Here is a 17,314-nt window from a genome sequence, read left to right as displayed (position 1 = left end):
GTTGTTTGGTCAGCGCTGTAACCGCCAGCATCGCGTCGGACAAGTCGAACTGGTCGTCCTTGAAGTTCAAGGTATCGCAGGTTTTGTCATCCTGCCCGGCCTGCGCCTTGAGTTCTTCTTTTTTGCGCTTCTGGTCTGCGGTCAGTTAAGTGTAGTCGGTAATGGTTTGGTCGTACATGGCCTGCTCGCTTGCCGTCCGTCCGGCCTTGGCCAGTTTGAGCTGCACGACGGTCGAGTTGGCGACTCCTCACGGATGTTGCGGGCCTGGTAGAAGGACCAGTCCATAACCGCATTGCAGCCACGTCAGGGCCGCCGCCACCCGCGGTAGAGGAAGGCCAGGACCTTGACCCCTATGAACGTGAAAATAGAACCAACTATGAGATACGTGAGCGACATATCCCAGCGTACACTGCGGTCGTGGACGGAACTCTCGGGATTGCTTGGGTCCACCCATAATTCGACTGGGCGCTGGTTCGCCTGCGCAGCCAGCAGGTGCGCATACATGGATTGGTGATAGCTCTTTGAATCGTCCGATGTGCGGCTGAAGTTGACGCGACGGCTCACGTACGGGCTGCCTTGGAACGTGTAGCTGAATTCAGCTCTCGTGAGGTAGGTTGTGCCGCCCTTCCTGCTGGATTGCTGGTCCAGCACAACCGATTCCACTTGCGCCGGCACCGGTACATAGCTTCTCGCCGTCCACGAGTCGCGCATTTGTAAGTACAGCAGGGCGCCGCTCACAACGCCGCCGCCAACGAACATCAGCGCGAACCCAAGGATGAACAGCGATAGAAAAATGCGCCCGCCGACGTTCGTTATTGCCATGCCTCAGAACTTCGCTGCGATGCTCATGCCGATGCTGCGCGGCGCCAGTCGGTAGCCCTGGACGATCGATGCGACCTGCGGGTGCTGGATCACCTTGCTTTCATCGAAGGCGTTCTTCACGAAAGCCGTCAACTGGTAGCGGTCAAGCGAGATGCCGGCGCTGAAGTTGGCGGTGTGGTACGACGGGCGTTCGTAGTCGGTCTGCTCTGGATTCAGCGATCCTTTGCTCGGGCCGACCCACTGCACGCCGCCCATCACGAATGCACTGTGGCCGCTGGCGGTCGAGAAGTTGTATTGCGCGGTGAGCGTGCCGTTGTACTTAGGAACGCCCTGCACTTGGGCGCCTTTGACGGCGCCGACCACGCCATTGGCAATGCCGTCGTCGTTCGACAGTTCGGCCTTCACGTAGCCGCCGGCCGCGCTCAGGGTCAGGCCGGCCATGGGCTTGGCCTTGATGTCGAATTCGAAGCCCTTGCTGGTGGCGTTGCCGGCGTTGGCGTTGTAGGTGTAGGCGCAGGTGGGCAGGTAGACGCCCTGCTGGATGTTTTTCCACTTCACATAGAACACGTCGGCGTTGACAGCGACACGGCCGCCGAGGAAGCGCGATTTGCTGCCGACTTCGTAGCTCCACAGGCTGTCTGGCGCGTACGTGGCCGGGCCTTCGGTGAGGCCGTTTTCCTCAAGGTCCGGGCCGCAGGTGGTTGGCGGCACAAAGACGTTGGATCCGCCCAAGCGGAAGCCCTTGGCAATGGAGCTGTAAATGGTGTGCTCGGGCGAGGCTTCCCAGGTCACCGCATATTTCGGCGTGAATGCGTGCGATGACAGGCTGGTGCTGCTGTTGTTGCCCGCACCTGCCAGATAGTTGCCGTTGCGCTGGGCCAGTGCGGACTTCGCCTTCAGGTAGCGGGCGCCGACCGTGGCATGAAGCGTCGGGGAGAAATAATAATTCACTTCGCCAAAGATCGAGCTTTGCTTTTCGCGGTAGTGGAACTCGCCGGCGAAGGAATTGTCGTCCGGGAAGGCGCCGGGATAGGCGTCGGGCAGCAGCTCGGGATCGTCAATGGAGAAACCGAATTTCTCGAACGTCGCCGTCACGCCATGGATGGGATCGTTCTCGTTCAGGTTGGTATGCTGGTTCGAGAAGTAGAGGCCGCCCAGCCAGGTCCACGACGAGCGTGCAGCATCGTAGGGTTTGGAGGCGAGCCGAAACTCTTGCGTAACCTGGCGCACGGCGTTGTTCAGGTAGACCGTGGACGGCAGGCCGGCAATGGCTTCGATCAGTTCCGGTGGCGCTTTGCCGCCATCGTCGGTCGAAGTCAGGAAGGTGGAAAGGGAATAGCTGTTGTAGGCTGAACCGTTCTGCTGGCGGTCGAACTTGCGCTGGAAGTAGCTGGTACTGGAAGTCAGGTCGGCCGCGCCCAGGTCCCAGTTGACCGCCAGGTTCGGTGTCAGCAGCTTGTCGATCGAAGGCTCGCGGACCTGTTTTTGCGCCTGGTACGGCGGGCGGTCCAGGCTGAACGCGGCGATATCCTTGGCGTCCACGCGCTGGTAGTAAATGGACGGCGTGATGGTCAGGTCGCGCGTCGGCGCCCATTTCAGCGCTAGGCGCAATTCCTGGTCGTTGATCTTGTTGATGTCGCTGGCCAGCACATGGCCATCGCCGTCCACCTGGTCAATGAAACCACCCGAGCGCTGGGCCTGGACGCCGATGCGCAGCGCCAGTTCATTGGCGACCAGCGGGAAGTTGCCGACCACATTGGTGGAAAAGCCCGGGCTGCCGCCTTTGGTGGCGGAGGCTTCGGCGTAGGCGCTGACTTCGCGTTCTTTCAGGTCCGGCTCGTTCGGCACGAACTTGATGGTGCCGCCCATGGAGCTGGCGCCGTACAGCGTGGCCTGCGGGCCGCGCAACACTTCCACCCGGTCGATGTCGAAGAACTTCGGCTCCACCGTGCCCATGGTGTAAAGGTTGCCCACAGTCAGCGACACGTCGCCGAGGTAGATGCCGACGGTTGCCTGGCCGGCGGCGGAACTGATGCCGCGGATCTCGATATTGGAGGTGCCCGGCCCTGCGCCGCCATTGCCGGTGGCGGCAGTGAAGGAAATATTCGGCACTGCACGGGTCAGGTCGGTGAAATCGTCCACCTGCTGCGACAGCAGGGACGAGCCGCTGATGGCGGAAATACTCATCGCCACCTTGTTCGGGTCTTCCTTGCGCTTTTGCGCAGTCACGGTGACAACTTCGATCTTGTCGCTTTCCGCCATAGCCTGGACCGAGATAGCTGCCAGGGAGCAAGCAAGGACCGTCCGCCGAATTTTCATGCCATTTTTCCTATGAATGAGCCAAAGTTATTAAAATAGCAGGAATTTGCTGCCTTGCAGCACTGAACAGGCGTCAACAAGCGTTTCAATTTGTAAATTGCTGACTTTGCGGTTATTAGTGTTGTAAAATTTGCCTCTTTAGCCGTGCCACCCGGGCCGCTACGGGGCTCCAAGCAGAGATAACCGTTTCTGAATTACAATGTGGCCTCAAGAATAAAGAGCGACATCTGTGCCAAATTTAGTCGAAATCCGTGACTTACACTTCAGCTATGGAAAGCGGTCGATCCTGTCCGGGCTCCATATGGACTTTCCTCGCGGGAAAGTAGTAGCGGTCATGGGCGGTTCCGGCAGCGGCAAGACCACTGTCCTGCGCCTGATCGGCGGCCAGATCCGCCCGCAGAAGGGCGCCGTCAGCGTCGAAGGCCAGGTCGTGCACCAGTTGAAGACCAGGGAGCTGTACTTGCTGCGCCGCAAAATGGGCATGCTGTTCCAGCACGGCGCGTTGTTCACTGACCTGACCGTGTACGAAAACGTGGCCTTCCCGCTGCGCGAACATACCGACTTGCCGGAAGAGCTGATCCGCGATTTGGTGCTGATGAAGCTGCACTCGGTGGGCTTGCGCAACGCCGCCAAGCTGAAACCGGGCGAAATTTCCGGCGGCATGGCGCGCCGCGTGGCTCTGGCGCGCTCGATCGCGCTGGATCCGCAACTGATCATGTACGACGAGCCGTTCGCCGGCCTCGACCCGATCTCGATGGGCGTGACTGCCAACCTGATCCGTAACCTGAACGATGCGCTCGGTTCCACCACGATCCTGGTTTCGCACGACGTGAAAGAGTCGTTCCAGATCGCCGACTATGTGTATTTCCTGTCGCAGGGCAAGATCGTTGCCCACGGCACGCCGGCTGACATGATGGTTTCGACTGACCCTTACGTAAAACAATTTGTGCATGCGGAAGCGGATGGCCCGGTGCCATTCCACTATCCGGGCAAATCGCTGGCCGAAGACCTGGGCCTGGGAGTTCGCAAATGATGCGCCGTTTCCTGCTGAGCGTGGGTGGTGGCGCACGCGATTATGTGGAAAGCATCGGCCTTTCCGCACGGACATTCTTTACCATGCTCGGGCTGTCGCCTGGCCTGCTGCGCCGTCCGCGCCTGCTGGTCGAACAGCTGCACGTCATCGGTAACTACTCGCTGCTGATCATCATCCTGTCCGGCCTGTTCGTTGGCATGGTGCTAGGCCTGCAAGGTTACTACACGCTGAATAAATACGGTGCGTCGGAGTCGCTGGGCTTGCTGGTAGCCTTGGGGCTGACCCGCGAACTGGGGCCGGTCATCACCGCCCTGCTGTTCGCCGGCCGCGCCGGTACTTCGCTGACCGCGGAGATCGGCCTGATGAAGGCGGGCGAGCAACTGTCGGCCATGGAAATGATGGCGGTGAACCCGATCCAGCGCGTGCTGGCGCCGCGTTTCTGGGCGGGCGTGATTTCCGTGCCGCTGTTGACCGGCATGTTCAGTGCGGTCGGCATCCTGGGCGGCTACCTGATCGGCGTCGGCCTGATCGGGGTCGACGAAGGCGCGTTCTGGTCGCAGATGCAGGGCGGCGTGGACGTGTGGAAAGACGTATTCAATGGATTCGTGAAAAGTGTGGTGTTTGGTGTCGCCATCACTTTTATCGCGCTGTACCAGGGCTATGAAGCCCAGCCTACCCCGGAAGACGTTTCCGGTGCGACGACGCGCACGGTGGTCATCTCCTCGCTGATGATCTGGTGGCTCGACTTCATGCTGACGGCGCTGATGTTCAGTAAATAAAAACCGGGCCGGGTCCCGTTTGGCCCTGGCACCGCTGATTATAGGATGTGATATGCAACGTAAATCTCTCGACGTTTGGGTGGGCTTGTTCATCGTGGTGGGCGCTGCTGCGCTCATGTTCCTGGCCCTGAAGGCCGGCAACCTCGGCTCCATGACCATGGGCAACACTTACCAGGTGACGGCTCGCTTCGACAATATCGGCTCGCTGCGCCCCCAGGCAGCGGTCAAGGCATCCGGCGTGGTGGTTGGCCGTGTGGCGTCGATCGGTTTTGACGATAAGGTGTATAAAGCCGTGGTGACGCTGGATATGGAAGAGGGCTTCAAGTTCCCGAAAGACAGCTCGGCCAAGATCCTGACCGCCGGCCTGCTGGGCGAACAGTACATCGGCATCGAAGCCGGTGGCGACGAGAAGAACCTGGCTGCCGGCGACAATATCGCCCGTACCCAGTCCGCAACCGTGCTGGAAGACCTGATCAACCAGTTCATTTATAGCAAGGCGGCTGAAGGAAAGGACTCCCAATGAGCAAATTCCGTAAACTTGCCCTGAGCCTCGCGGTAGTCGGTTGCTTGAGCGGCTGTGCCGGCCCGAATCCGCGCGACCCGTTCGAGGGCTATAACCGTGCCGTCTTCAACTTCAACGACAAGGTGGACGAGTACGCGCTGAAGCCGACCGCCACCGTATACAAGAACGTCACCCCGGGCTTCTTCCAGACTGGCGTCAGCAACTTCTTCGGCAACCTGGCCGACGTCTGGACCGCCGCCAACAACCTGATGCAAGGCAAGGTCGGCGATGGTATGTCGGACTTGATGCGCGTGGCGCTGAATTCGACTTTCGGCCTGCTGGGCGTGCTGGATATTGCATCCGAAGCAGGCTTGCAAAAACATAAAGAAGATTTCGGCCAGACCCTCGGTTCCTGGGGTGTGCCGTCCGGTCCCTATGTGATGTTGCCGCTGCTGGGCCCGTCGACCGTGCGCGACACCGCCGCCCTGCCGCTCGATATCAGCGCCGACCCATGGCAATACAAGGAACCTGTCAACGTGCGCAACATCGGCACCGTTACCCGTGTTGTGGACCAGCGTGCAGCTCTGCTGGACGCTTCCACGCTGCTTGAGGATGCCGCCCTCGACCGCTACGAGTTCATCCGTGACGGTTGGATGCAGCGCCGGAACAGCCAGGTCTACGATGGCGAAGACGGTCCGCAAGACAAGCAAAAGCAGACTGAAGTGGAGGACGAGGCCGCAAAGCAGCCTCAGGCTATAATCCCGGAACCGGCTGAACAGAAATCCAGCCAGTGATCCGGAATACAACCCTACATAGGTAAAGAACGATGAAACTGATCAAGCAACTGATCGCAGTAGCCACGGTAGCTTTTGCCACCAGCGCATTTGCCACCACTGCCCCCGCCAACGAAGCGCCGGACGCGCTGGTCAAGCGCATCAGCTCTGAAGTGCTGGAAACCGCCAAGTCCGACAAGGAGATCCAGGCTGGCAACCAGAAGAAAGTCATGGACCTGGTGGAAACCAAGATCCTGCCTTACGTCGACTTCCAGCGCATGACCTCCCTGGCAGCCGGCCGCTACTGGCGTGAAGCTACCCCGGAACAGCAAAAGCAACTGGCTGCCGAATTCCGCACCCTGCTGATCTTCACCTACTCGGGCGCCCTGTCCCAGGTGAAAGACCAGACCGTCGATTTCAAGCCGATGCGTGCGTCCCCAGGCGACAGCGAAGTGGAAGTGCGCTCGCAGGTGAACCAGGCGCGCGGCGAGCCGATCCAGCTGAACTACCGCGTCGCCAAGACCGATGCCGGCTGGAAAATCTATGACATCAACGTGCTGGGCGCCTGGCTGGTGGAAGCCTATAAAGGCACCTTCGCTTCGGAAATCTCGAAGGGCGGCATCGACGGCCTGATCAAGACCCTGTCCGAAAAGAACAAGAAGCTGGCCTCCAAGCCACTGAAGACTGCAGGTAAATAATGCCTGATACCATTGTTTCCAATCAGCTCGCGCTGAAGTCGCTGACCGTGGCCAATGCCACGGAGGCGCTGGCGCACGGCCTGGCTGCGCTGCGCGCCGGCCAGACCGTGTTCGACCTGGGCCAGGTGGAAACCGTGGATTCCGCTGCCGTGTCAGTCATGCTGGCATGGCAGCGCGCTGCCGTTCAGAACGGCATCAAGCTGGAACTGCGCAACCTGCCAGGACAGCTCCAGAGCTTGACCAAGCTCTACGGCGTGTGCACGCTCGTGTCGCCCGCCGACCTGCATCATCATTGACCCCCGCCTTACCCCCTCCGAAGTTTTCGGTGTCAGCACCTGACACCGGCAAGTAAATGCGGGTTCAGCGAGCCCGAACCGAATTTCCAATATAATTGACCGTCTACCGCGCCTGATGAGCGCGCGCCTTTGCAACGGTCATCGTTGTCCCAGTTATCTATACAAGTAAGCATGACAGCAATCGAAATCAGCAACGTCCAGAAGCGCTACAAGGCGCTGCAGGCGCTTGGCGGCGTGTCCCTGAAGATCGAAGAAGGCGAGTTCTTTGGCTTGCTGGGGCCAAACGGCGCCGGCAAGACCACCCTGATTTCCATCATCGCCGGCCTGATCCGCGCCGATGCCGGCAGCGTGAAGATTCACGGCCATGACGTGGTGTCCGACTTCCGCGAGGCGCGCAAGAAACTGGGCGTTGTGCCGCAGGAGCTGGTATTCGATCCTTTCTTCACCGTGCGCGAAACGCTGCGCCTGCAGTCCGGCTACTTCGGCCTGGGCAACAACGACAAGTGGATCGACGAGGTGATGGAGGAGCTGGGCCTGGCCAACAAAGCCGATACCAATATGCGCGCCCTGTCCGGCGGCATGAAGCGCCGCGTGCTCGTCGCGCAGGCGCTGGTGCACAAGCCGCCCGTCATCGTGCTGGACGAACCGACCGCCGGTGTCGACGTCGAATTGCGCCAGACGCTGTGGCAGTTCATCACCCGCCTCAATCGCGAAGGTCACACCATCGTGCTGACCACGCATTACCTGGAAGAGGCGCAAGCCATGTGCAAGCGCGTCGCCATGCTCAAGCTGGGCAAGGTGGTGGCGCTGGACACCATGTCGCAGCTGATCCGCCGCATCTCCGGCTCGCAACTGGTGCTGCACCTGCCGCACAACTCGCTGCCGGAAGACCTGCAGCCGCTGCTCAACCACCCGCCTGAAGACAACAAGTACAGCCTGCGCATCAACGATTATGCGGAAGTGGAAGGCATCCTCGCGCGCCTGCGCCAGGGCGGCGTCAGCATCGACGAGATGCAGTTGCAGCAGGCCGATTTGGAAGACATCTTCCTGCAAATCATGGACGAGAACATCGTATGATCACCACCGGCTTCCGCACCCTGGTCTACAAAGAGACGCTGCGCTTCTACAAGGTCGCCACGCAGACGATTGCTGCGCCGATCCTGACCGCCATGCTGTACCTGCTGATTTTCGGGCACGTGCTGTCGGGCCGCGTCGAGGTGTATCCTGGCGTGACCTACACCGCCTTCCTGATTCCGGGCCTGGTGATGATGAGCGTGCTGCAGAATTCCTTCGCCAACTCCTCGTCTTCCCTGATCCAGTCCAAGATCACTGGCAACCTGGTGTTCGTGCTGCTGACGCCTTTGTCGCATTGGGAGATTTTCTCCGCCTATGTGCTGGCGTCGATGGTGCGCGGCATTACCGTGGGCTTCGGCGTGTTTGCAATTACCGCCTGGTTCGCACACCTGAGCTTCACGGCGCCGCTGTGGATCCTGGTGTTTGCGCTGCTGGGCGCCGCGATCCTCGGCACCATGGGCCTGATCGCCGGCATCTGGGCCGAAAAATTCGACCAGCTGGCCGCCTTCCAGAACTTCCTGATCGTGCCGCTGACCTTCCTGGCCGGCGTGTTCTATTCGATCCATTCGCTGCCGCCGTTCTGGCTGGCCGTATCGCACGCGAACCCGTTCTTCTACATGATTGACGGCTTCCGCTACGGCTTCTTCGGGCAGTCCGACGTGAACCCATGGGTCAGCGTCGCCGTCGTTTCCGCCTTCCTGGTGGCGCTGGCGCTGCTCGCCATCAAACTTCTGCGCAGCGGCTACCGCCTGCGCCACTGATTTATTGAGGAATTCAAAGTGACCACAACTCCAGAAGCAATCCACAGCTACATCGCTGCCGGCCTCGAATGCACCCACCTGCAGGTGGAAGGCGACGGCCAGCACTTCCAGGCCGTGATCGTGTCGCCTGCCTTCACCGGCAAGCGCCTGATCCAGCGCCACCAGCTGGTGTATGCCGCGCTGGGCGACCGCATGCGCGAAGAGATCCACGCACTGTCGATGAAAACCCTGACCCCAGAAGAATTCCAAGGATAAGAAAAATGGACAAACTGCTCATCACCGGCGGCAAACGCCTGGTCGGCGACATCAAGATTTCCGGCGCCAAGAACGCAGCCCTGCCTATCCTGTGCGCCGGCCTGCTGACCGCTGGCGACCTGGAGCTGACCAACGTGCCGCTGCTGCACGATGTTTCGACCATGCTCAAGCTGCTGCGCCAGACCGGCCTGTCGGTGCAGCAGGACGGCGAGAAGGTCACGCTGAACGGCTCCAAGATCGACAAGTGCGAAGCGCCGTATGAGCTGGTGAAGACCATGCGCGCATCGATCCTGGTACTGGGACCGCTGCTGGCGCGCTTCGGCGAAGCCAAGGTGTCGCTGCCGGGCGGCTGCGCCATCGGTTCGCGTCCTGTCGACCAGCACATCAAGGGCCTGCGTGCGATGGGCGCGGAGATCACGATCGATGGCGGCTACATCTACGCCAAGTGCAAGAAGCTGAAGGGCACCCGCATCGTCACCGACATGATCACCGTGACCGGCACCGAGAACCTGCTGATGGCGGCGACCCTGGCCGAGGGGGAGACCGTCCTGGAGAATGCCGCGCGCGAACCGGAAGTGACCGACCTGGCCAACCTGCTGGTGGCCATGGGGGCGAAGATCGAAGGCATCGGCACCGACCGCCTGGTGATCCAGGGCGTTCCTGCCCTGAACGGCGCCAAGCACGACGTGATTTCCGACCGTATCGAAGCGGCGACCTTCCTGTGCGCGGTAGCGGCAGCCGGCGGCGACATCACCATCCGCAACACCCGCACCGACATCTTCGACGTGGCGCTGGACAAGCTGCGCGAAATGGGCGTGGAACTGACCGTGGGCGACAACTGGATTCGCGCGAAAATGGACCAGCGTCCCAAGCCGGTTTCCTTCCGCACTACCGAATACCCGGGCTTCCCGACCGATATGCAGGCGCAGTTCATGGCGGTGAACCTGATCGCCAGCGGCAGCAGCAAGGTCACCGAAACCATTTTCGAGAACCGCTTCATGCACGTGCAGGAAATGAACCGCCTGGGCTCGAAGATCTCCATTGACGGCAATACCGCCTACATCGACGGCGTCGATCAACTGATCGGCGCGCCTGTGATGGCGACCGACCTGCGCGCCTCCGCTTCGCTGGTGATCGCCGGCCTGGCTGCGAAAGGCGAAACCCTGGTGGACCGTATCTACCACCTGGACCGTGGCTATGACCGCATGGAAGTAAAGCTGTCCGCCGTTGGCGCCAACATCACCCGTATCAAGTAAATCCTTATGGACCTCATCCTCGCCCTGTCGAAAGGCCGGATCTTTGAAGACACGATGCCGCTGCTGGAAGCGGCCGGCATCACCGTCACCGAGAATCCGGAAACCTCCCGCAAGCTGATCCTGCCTACTTCGGACCCTGGCATTCGCGTACTGATCGTGCGCGCATCCGATGTGCCGACTTATGTGCAGCATGGCGCGGCGGACTTCGGCGTGGCGGGTAAGGACGTATTGCTGGAGCACGGCGGGGAAGGCCTGTACCAGCCGGTGGACCTGCACATCGCGAAGTGCCGCATGTCGGTGGCGACGCGCGCCGGCTTCGATTACGAGACGGCGGTGCGCCAGGGCGCGCGCCTGCGCGTGGCGACCAAGTTCACCTCGATCGCGCGCGAGCACTTCGGCAAGAAGGGCGTACACGTCGACCTGATCAAGCTGTACGGCTCGATGGAGCTGGCGCCGCTGGTCGGCCTGTCCGATGCGATTGTCGACGTGGTCTCCACCGGCAGCACGCTGCGCGCCAACAACCTGGTGGAAGTGGAAGAGATCATGGACATCTCTTCGCGCCTGGTCGTGAACCAGGCCGCGATGAAGCTGAAGCGGGCCCGCCTGCAACCGATTATCGAAGCCTTTGAACGCGCCTCGCTGGCGAAAGCATAATATGATCCGCAAGCTCGACTCCACCCAAGACGACTTCCAGGAAACGCTCGATGCGCTGCTGGCCTTTGAAGCTGAAACCGACGACGCGATCGAAGGCGCGGTAGCGAAGATCATCGCCGACGTGCGTGCGCGTGGCGACGAAGCCGTGCTGGAATACACCAACCGCTTCGACCGCATGAGCGCCGCCGGCATGGCCGATTTCGACATCGGCCAGGCGGAACTGGACGCGGCACTGGCAGCGCTGCCGGCCGCGCAGCGCAGCGCGCTGCAAACCGCCGCCGACCGCATTCGCGCCTTCCACGAGCGCCAGAAGCAGGAACTGCAAGGATTCACCTACGCCGAAGCCGACGGTACCATCCTCGGCCAGCGCATTACGCCGCTGGACCGTGTCGGCATCTACGTCCCGGGCGGCAAGGCCGCCTACCCTTCGTCGGTGCTGATGAACGCAGTGCCGGCGAAAGTCGCGGGCGTACAGGAAATCGTCATGGTGGTGCCCACCCCGGACGGCGTGAAGAACCAGATGGTGCTGGCTGCCGCTGCAATTGCCGGCGTAACGCGCGTGATCGGCATCGGCGGCGCGCAAGCCGTGGCCGCGCTGGCGCACGGAACCGAAACCATCGAGCCGGTCGACAAGATCGTTGGCCCGGGCAATGCTTATGTGGCATCGGCCAAACGACGGGTGTTCGGTACCGTCGGCATCGACATGATTGCCGGCCCGTCCGAGATCCTGGTGATCTGCGACGGCACCACCGACCCTGACTGGGTGGCGATGGACCTGTTCTCGCAGGCGGAACACGACGAGCTGGCGCAGGCCATCCTGCTGTGCCCTGATGCGCAATACATCGCGCAAGTGGAAGCGAGCATCGCCAGGCTGCTGCCCACCATGCCGCGCAAGGCCGTCATCGAAACCTCGCTGCGCGACCGCGGCGCGCTGGTGAAAGTGCGCGACATGGCCGAAGCCTGCGCCATCGCCAACAGCATTGCCGCCGAACACCTGGAAATCTCGGCCGAGAACCCGCAGCAGTGGGCCGACCAGATCCGCCACGCCGGCGCCATGTTCCTGGGCCGCTTCTCGTCCGAATCGCTGGGCGACTATTGCTGCGGCCCGAACCACGTGCTGCCGACCTCGCGCACCGCGCGTTTCTCGTCGCCGCTCGGCGTATACGACTTCCAGAAGCGCTCTTCGGTGATCCAGGTCAGCGAAGCCGGCGCCCAGACGCTGGGCAAGATCGCAGCGGAACTGGCGTACGGCGAAGGGCTGCAAGCGCACGCCCGCAGCGCGGAGTTGCGCCTCAAATGAGCGAGTGGAAGAACCAGGTTTTCTGTGAGGACGCGATGGCCGGATTGGCCCGCGTTCCGGATGGTTCCGTCGACCTGATCCTGACCGATCCGCCCTACAACCTGGGCAAGGATTACGGCAATGCGTCCGACCAGCAAACGGTCGACGACTACCTGGCATGGACCGAGGCATGGATCGACGCGGCCTTGCCCAAGCTGAAGCCGAACGGCAGCCTGTACATCTTCCTGACCTGGCGCTATTCGCCGGAAATCTTCGTCATGCTGAAAAAGCGCATGACGATGATGAATGAAATCATCTGGGACCGCCGCGTGCCTTCCATGGGCGGCAGTACCCGCAGCTTCTCGTCGGTGCACGACACCATCGGTTTCTTCGTGCGCCGCAAGGATTACTACTTTGACCTCGACGCCGTGCGTATCCCGTACGATGCCGAAACCAAGAAGGCCCGTTCGCGCTCGATTTTCGTCGGCGCGAAATGGCTGGAAGTGGGCTACAACCCCAAGGACCTGTGGAGCGTATCGCGCTTGCACCGGGAGCATGCGGAACGGGTCGACCATCCGACGCAAAAGCCTTTGGAAATCATCGAACGCATGGTCAAGGCCAGTTGCCCGCCCGATGGCGTGGTGCTGGATTTGTTCATGGGCAGCGGGACCACTGCGGTGGCTGCGCGCCGATGCGGGCGGAATTTTGTGGGCTTTGAATTGAATCCCGAGTATTGCGACATAGCTCGGAGGCGTCTTGAGGCGCTTGCCGAAACCGGTAAACCAGTGTCTGACCCGCAGGGTCAGACAGCTCCGCCACGCAAGGGGCGCAGGCCGAAAATGGCGCCTGTCCCGAACGAGGCTTTAGAACAGGAGTAATGCAGATGTCCCTCGACAGCCTTATCGCCAATACGATCCGCCAGGATGTGCGTTCCGACCACATCTACCATGTGCCGGATGCCAGCGGATTCATCAAGCTGGATGCGATGGAGAATCCCTATGTGCTGCCGAGCCACCTGCATCATGAACTGGCCAACCGCATCGCCGGCGTCGCGCTGAACCGCTATCCGGTTGCCAGCTACCAAACCATCAAGCAGCGCATCCGCGCCAGGCTGGGCGTTCCAGCCGGGTATGACGTCATGCTGGGCAACGGTTCGGACGAGCTGATCGCCATCATGGCGCAAGCCTGCGCGCTGCAGCCGGCGGAAGGCCGGCGTGCCGTGATGATGGCGCCAGCGCCGTCCTTCGTCATGTTCCAGCGTTCCGCCATGGTCGCCGGCATGGATTTCGTCGGCGTGCCGCTGAAGGCCGACCTGACGCTGGACCTGCCGGCCATGCTGGCCGCGATCGCGCAGCACAGGCCGGCGCTGGTGTTCCTGGCCTACCCGAACAACCCGACCGGCAACCTGTTCGAGGCCGGCGATATCGAGCAAGTCATCAACGCGTTGGGCGACCGGGGCCTGTGCGTGGTCGACGAAGCGTATGAGCCATTTGCGCAACAGAGCTTCATGGGCCGCCTGCCCGAGTTTTCCAACCTGATCGTCATGCGCACGCTGTCGAAACTTGGCCTGGCGGGCATCCGCCTCGGCTATATGTCGTGCGCGCCAGCCCTGCTGGAGCAATTCGACAAGATCCGCCCACCCTACAACGTCAACGTCCTGACCCAGGCCGCCGCCGAATTCTGCCTCGACCACCTTGAGGTGCTGAATGAGCAGGCCGCCCTGTTGCGCCAACAGCGCAGCGAGCTGTCGGCGGCACTGGCGAAATTGCCGGGTGTCAACGTTTTCCCCTCGGCGGCAAACTTTATCCTCATTCGCGTGCCGAACTCCGAGCAGGTGCATGCCAAACTGCTGGAGCGCAAGGTATTGATCAAAAATGTGGGTAGAATGCACCATGTACTGGCCAACTGCCTGCGCATCACGGTCAGCACGCCCGAGGAAAACGCAATCATGCTGGACGGCCTGACAGCCGCCCTGGCATCCTGAAGCGAAAACCAAGAGCTTTTCATGAACCGCACCGCAGAAATCACTCGCAACACCAGCGAGACCCAGGTCCGCGTTGCCATCAACCTCGATGGCAGCGGCGCCCAGAAACTGAACACGGGCGTGCCCTTCCTCGACCATATGCTGGACCAGATCGCCCGCCATGGACTGATCGACCTCGATATCGAAGCTACCGGCGACACCCATATCGACAACCACCACACGGTGGAAGACGTGGGCATCACGCTGGGCATGGCAGTCGCCAAGGCGATTGGCGACAGGAAGGGCATCCGCCGCTACGGCCACGCCTACGTGCCGCTCGATGAAGCGCTGTCGCGCGTCGTCATCGACTTTTCCGGCCGCCCGGGCATCGAATACCACATCCCTTTCACCCGCGCGATGATCGGCGCCTTCGACGTCGACCTGACGCTGGAATTCTTCCGCGGCTTCGTCAACCACGCCGGCGTCACGCTGCACATCGACAACCTGCGCGGCACCAATGCACACCACCAGTGCGAAACCGTGTTCAAGGCTTTCGGCCGCGCCCTGCGCATGGCCAGCGAACTTGACCCGCGCGCTGCCGGTGCCATCCCGTCCACCAAAGGAAGCCTGTAACGACACACCGGCTGACTGACATGAAAAAAATCGTAGTAGTCGATTACGGCATGGGCAACCTGCGCTCCGTCGCGCAGGCATTGCGCGCAGTCGCGCCCGAAGCTGATGTGATGATTTCCGGCGATCCCGCCGCCATCGATGCCGCCGACCGTATCGTCCTGCCCGGCCAGGGCGCCATGCGCGACTGTATGCGCAGCCTGAACGAATCGGGCGTGCGCGATGCATTGATGCGCGCCGCCGCCGCCAAGCCGATGATGGGCGTCTGCGTGGGCGAGCAGATGCTGTTCGACGTCAGCGAAGAAGGCGGCAATACGCCGGGCCTGGGCTTGTTGCCCGGCAAGGTGGTGCGCTTCCAGCTGGACGGCATGCTGCAGGAAGACGGTTCGCGCTTCAAGGTGCCGCAGATGGGCTGGAACCAGGTACGCCAGCGCGCGCCGCACGCGATGTGGGAAGGCATACCCGACAACGCCTGGTTCTACTTCGTGCACAGCTACTTCGCGCAGCCCGCCCAGGCGCAGCACAGCGCGGCGGAGACCGTGTACGGCCAGCCATTCTGCTGCGCCGTCGCCCGCGACAATATTTTTGCCACACAGTTCCACCCTGAAAAGAGTGCCGCCACCGGCCTGCAACTGTACAAAAATTTCATCCACTGGAATCCTTAACTCAAGAACAAAATCATGCTGCTCATTCCTGCTATCGACCTCAAGGATGGTCACTGCGTTCGCCTGAAACAGGGCGATATGGAACTTGCAACCGTCTTCTCCGACGACCCGGGCCAGATGGCGCGCCATTGGCTCGAACAAGGCGCACGCCGCCTGCACCTGGTGGACCTGAACGGCGCCTTTGCCGGCAAGCCGAAGAACGAAGGGGCGGTCAAGTCCATCATCCAGGCCGTGCAAGACTACGCCGAGGAATTCGACCTGCCTGAGATCCCCGTGCAATTGGGCGGCGGCATCCGCGATCTCGACACCATCGAGCGCTACCTGGACGACGGCATCAGCTACATCATCATCGGTACCGCCGCCGTGAAGAGTCCCGGCTTCCTGCAGGATGCCTGCGGCGCTTTCCCCGGCCACATCATCGTCGGCCTGGACGCCAAGGACGGCAAGGTGGCGACCGACGGCTGGAGCAAGCTGTCCGGCCATGAAGTGATCGACCTGGCGCAGAAATTCGAAGGCTACGGCGTCGAATCGATCATCTACACCGACATCGGCCGCGACGGCATGATGGGCGGCGTGAACATCGAAGCTACCGTGCGTCTGGCGCAGGCGGTGCGCATCCCGATCATCGCCTCCGGCGGCCTGCACAATATCAGCGACGTGGAAGCATTGTGCGCGGTGCAGGACGAAGGCATCGAAGGCGTGATCTGCGGCCGTTCGATTTATGAAGGCACGCTGGACCTGGCTTCGGCACAGGATCGTGCCGACGAACTTTCAGAGTAAATACAATGCTGGCAAAACGCATCATCCCCTGCCTCGACGTGACCGATGGCCGCGTTGTGAAAGGGGTCAACTTCACCGAGCTGCGCGACGCTGGCGACCCGGTGGAAATCGCACGCCGTTACGACGAGCAGGGTGCGGACGAACTGACCTTCCTCGACATTACCGCATCGAGCGACAACCGCGACCTGATCCTGCACATCATCGAAGCCGTGGCGTCGCAAGTGTTCATTCCGCTGACCGTGGGCGGCGGCGTGCGCAAGGTGGAAGACGTGCGCCGCCTGCTGAACGCGGGCGCCGATAAGGTGAGCATGAACACTTCCGCCGTGACCAACCCGCAGCTGGTGTATGAAGCGTCGCAAAAGCACGGCAGCCAGTGCATCGTGGTGGCGATTGATGCCAAGAACGTGGCGCCGGGCAAGTGGGAAGTCTTCACCCACGGCGGCCGCAACGCGACCGGCCTCGATGCGGTCGAGTGGGCGCGCAAGATGGCCGAGCTGGGCGCCGGCGAGCTGCTGCTGACCAGCATGGACCGCGACGGCACCAAGTCCGGTTTCGACCTGGGCCTGACGCGGGCCGTGAGCGATGCGGTCAACATTCCGGTGATCGCATCGGGTGGCGTGGGCGGCCTGCAAGACCTGGCCGACGGCGTCAAGCTGGGCCACGCCGATGCGGTGCTGGCAGCGAGCATCTTCCACTACGGCCAGCACACCGTGCAGGAAGCCAAGCAATTCATGGCGGCGCAGGGCATTCCGATGCGCCTTTCTTAAACTTCGGG

At 61.6% G+C, this 17,314-nt stretch carries 21 protein-coding genes; 19 read left to right on the top strand and 2 right to left on the bottom strand.

The features are described 5' to 3' along the window. Position 1 precedes the first annotated feature (1 nt). Positions 2–271: a hypothetical protein gene (locus tag ACWBU6_RS00920; RefSeq protein WP_452647022.1), complete on the top strand. Its 270-nt coding sequence runs from the start codon at positions 2–4 to the stop codon at positions 269–271. Between the two features lie 32 nt (positions 272–303). On the opposite strand, the gene ACWBU6_RS00915 is transcribed toward ACWBU6_RS00920, so the two are convergent. Both ACWBU6_RS00915 and ACWBU6_RS00910 read right to left on the bottom strand, forming a co-directional pair. Beyond that, entirely contained in the window at positions 304–822 is a 519-nt protein-coding gene (locus tag ACWBU6_RS00915; protein ID WP_452647021.1) for a DUF3592 domain-containing protein, read from the bottom strand. Positions 823–825: 3 nt separating this feature from the next. Then, positions 826–3,141 (bottom strand): TonB-dependent receptor, encoded by a 2,316-nt coding sequence (locus tag ACWBU6_RS00910; RefSeq protein ID WP_452647020.1) that lies wholly within the window; start codon positions 3,139–3,141, stop codon positions 826–828. 229 nt (positions 3,142–3,370) lie between these two features. On the opposite strand from ACWBU6_RS00910, the gene ACWBU6_RS00905 reads away from it, so the two are divergent. From ACWBU6_RS00905 to hisF, 18 genes are all read left to right on the top strand, one after another. Then, positions 3,371–4,174, top strand: coding sequence for an ABC transporter ATP-binding protein (locus ACWBU6_RS00905; protein ID WP_452647019.1), 804 nt, complete (start codon positions 3,371–3,373; stop codon positions 4,172–4,174). Further along, positions 4,171–4,953, top strand: coding sequence for a lipid asymmetry maintenance ABC transporter permease subunit MlaE (gene mlaE, locus ACWBU6_RS00900; protein WP_452647018.1), 783 nt, complete (start codon positions 4,171–4,173; stop codon positions 4,951–4,953). The genes ACWBU6_RS00905 and mlaE overlap by 4 nt, the downstream gene beginning before the upstream one ends. A gap of 52 nt (positions 4,954–5,005) precedes the next feature. Continuing rightward, on the top strand, positions 5,006–5,476 hold the full coding sequence (mlaD, locus tag ACWBU6_RS00895; RefSeq protein ID WP_452647017.1) for an outer membrane lipid asymmetry maintenance protein MlaD: 471 nt from the start codon (positions 5,006–5,008) through the stop codon (positions 5,474–5,476). Beyond that, positions 5,473–6,249 (top strand): MlaA family lipoprotein, encoded by a 777-nt coding sequence (locus ACWBU6_RS00890; RefSeq protein ID WP_452647016.1) that lies wholly within the window; start codon positions 5,473–5,475, stop codon positions 6,247–6,249. The genes mlaD and ACWBU6_RS00890 overlap by 4 nt, the downstream gene beginning before the upstream one ends. A gap of 32 nt (positions 6,250–6,281) precedes the next feature. Then, positions 6,282–6,926, top strand: a complete 645-nt coding sequence (locus tag ACWBU6_RS00885; protein WP_452647015.1) for an MlaC/ttg2D family ABC transporter substrate-binding protein — start codon at positions 6,282–6,284, stop codon at positions 6,924–6,926. Further along, complete coding sequence (locus ACWBU6_RS00880) at positions 6,926–7,222, top strand: STAS domain-containing protein (RefSeq protein WP_452647014.1); 297 nt, start codon at positions 6,926–6,928, stop codon at positions 7,220–7,222. Before ACWBU6_RS00885 ends, ACWBU6_RS00880 begins: the two co-directional genes overlap by 1 nt. A 171-nt stretch (positions 7,223–7,393) precedes the next feature. Continuing rightward, positions 7,394–8,299, top strand: a complete 906-nt coding sequence (locus ACWBU6_RS00875; protein WP_452647013.1) for an ABC transporter ATP-binding protein — start codon at positions 7,394–7,396, stop codon at positions 8,297–8,299. Then, positions 8,296–9,057, top strand: a complete 762-nt coding sequence (locus ACWBU6_RS00870; RefSeq protein ID WP_452647012.1) for an ABC transporter permease — start codon at positions 8,296–8,298, stop codon at positions 9,055–9,057. Before ACWBU6_RS00875 ends, ACWBU6_RS00870 begins: the two co-directional genes overlap by 4 nt. Before the next feature lie 18 nt (positions 9,058–9,075). Next, a complete protein-coding gene (locus ACWBU6_RS00865) occupies positions 9,076–9,312 on the top strand; it encodes a BolA family protein (RefSeq protein ID WP_452647011.1) in 237 nt (78 codons plus the stop codon). A gap of 5 nt (positions 9,313–9,317) precedes the next feature. After that, positions 9,318–10,568: a UDP-N-acetylglucosamine 1-carboxyvinyltransferase gene (gene murA / locus ACWBU6_RS00860; RefSeq protein ID WP_452647010.1), complete on the top strand. Its 1,251-nt coding sequence runs from the start codon at positions 9,318–9,320 to the stop codon at positions 10,566–10,568. A 6-nt stretch (positions 10,569–10,574) separates the two neighbouring features. After that, positions 10,575–11,222 carry an ATP phosphoribosyltransferase gene (gene hisG, locus ACWBU6_RS00855; protein ID WP_452647009.1) on the top strand — a complete coding sequence of 216 codons (648 nt, stop codon included), beginning with the start codon at positions 10,575–10,577 and terminating at the stop codon, positions 11,220–11,222. A 1-nt stretch (position 11,223) separates the two neighbouring features. Further along, a complete protein-coding gene (gene hisD, locus ACWBU6_RS00850; RefSeq protein WP_452647008.1) occupies positions 11,224–12,522 on the top strand; it encodes a histidinol dehydrogenase in 1,299 nt (432 codons plus the stop codon). Then, positions 12,519–13,379, top strand: a complete 861-nt coding sequence (locus tag ACWBU6_RS00845) for a DNA-methyltransferase (RefSeq protein WP_452647007.1) — start codon at positions 12,519–12,521, stop codon at positions 13,377–13,379. The genes hisD and ACWBU6_RS00845 overlap by 4 nt, the downstream gene beginning before the upstream one ends. After that, positions 13,379–14,485, top strand: a complete 1,107-nt coding sequence (gene hisC, locus ACWBU6_RS00840; protein WP_452647006.1) for a histidinol-phosphate transaminase — start codon at positions 13,379–13,381, stop codon at positions 14,483–14,485. Before ACWBU6_RS00845 ends, hisC begins: the two co-directional genes overlap by 1 nt. A gap of 21 nt (positions 14,486–14,506) precedes the next feature. Then, entirely contained in the window at positions 14,507–15,097 is a 591-nt protein-coding gene (gene hisB, locus ACWBU6_RS00835; protein WP_452647005.1) for an imidazoleglycerol-phosphate dehydratase HisB, read from the top strand. Between the two features lie 20 nt (positions 15,098–15,117). Beyond that, positions 15,118–15,759, top strand: a complete 642-nt coding sequence (hisH, locus tag ACWBU6_RS00830; RefSeq protein ID WP_452647004.1) for an imidazole glycerol phosphate synthase subunit HisH — start codon at positions 15,118–15,120, stop codon at positions 15,757–15,759. Between the two features lie 15 nt (positions 15,760–15,774). Further along, positions 15,775–16,539: a 1-(5-phosphoribosyl)-5-[(5-phosphoribosylamino)methylideneamino]imidazole-4-carboxamide isomerase gene (gene hisA, locus ACWBU6_RS00825; protein ID WP_452647003.1), complete on the top strand. Its 765-nt coding sequence runs from the start codon at positions 15,775–15,777 to the stop codon at positions 16,537–16,539. A gap of 5 nt (positions 16,540–16,544) precedes the next feature. Next, a complete protein-coding gene (gene hisF, locus ACWBU6_RS00820; protein WP_452647002.1) occupies positions 16,545–17,306 on the top strand; it encodes an imidazole glycerol phosphate synthase subunit HisF in 762 nt (253 codons plus the stop codon). Positions 17,307–17,314: the final 8 nt, after the last annotated feature.

It is taken from the genome of Pseudoduganella sp. HUAS MS19 (assembly GCF_053615455.1).
The sequence above is the reverse complement of the archived record's forward strand: the minus strand, read 5'-3'. Positions and strand labels throughout refer to the sequence as shown.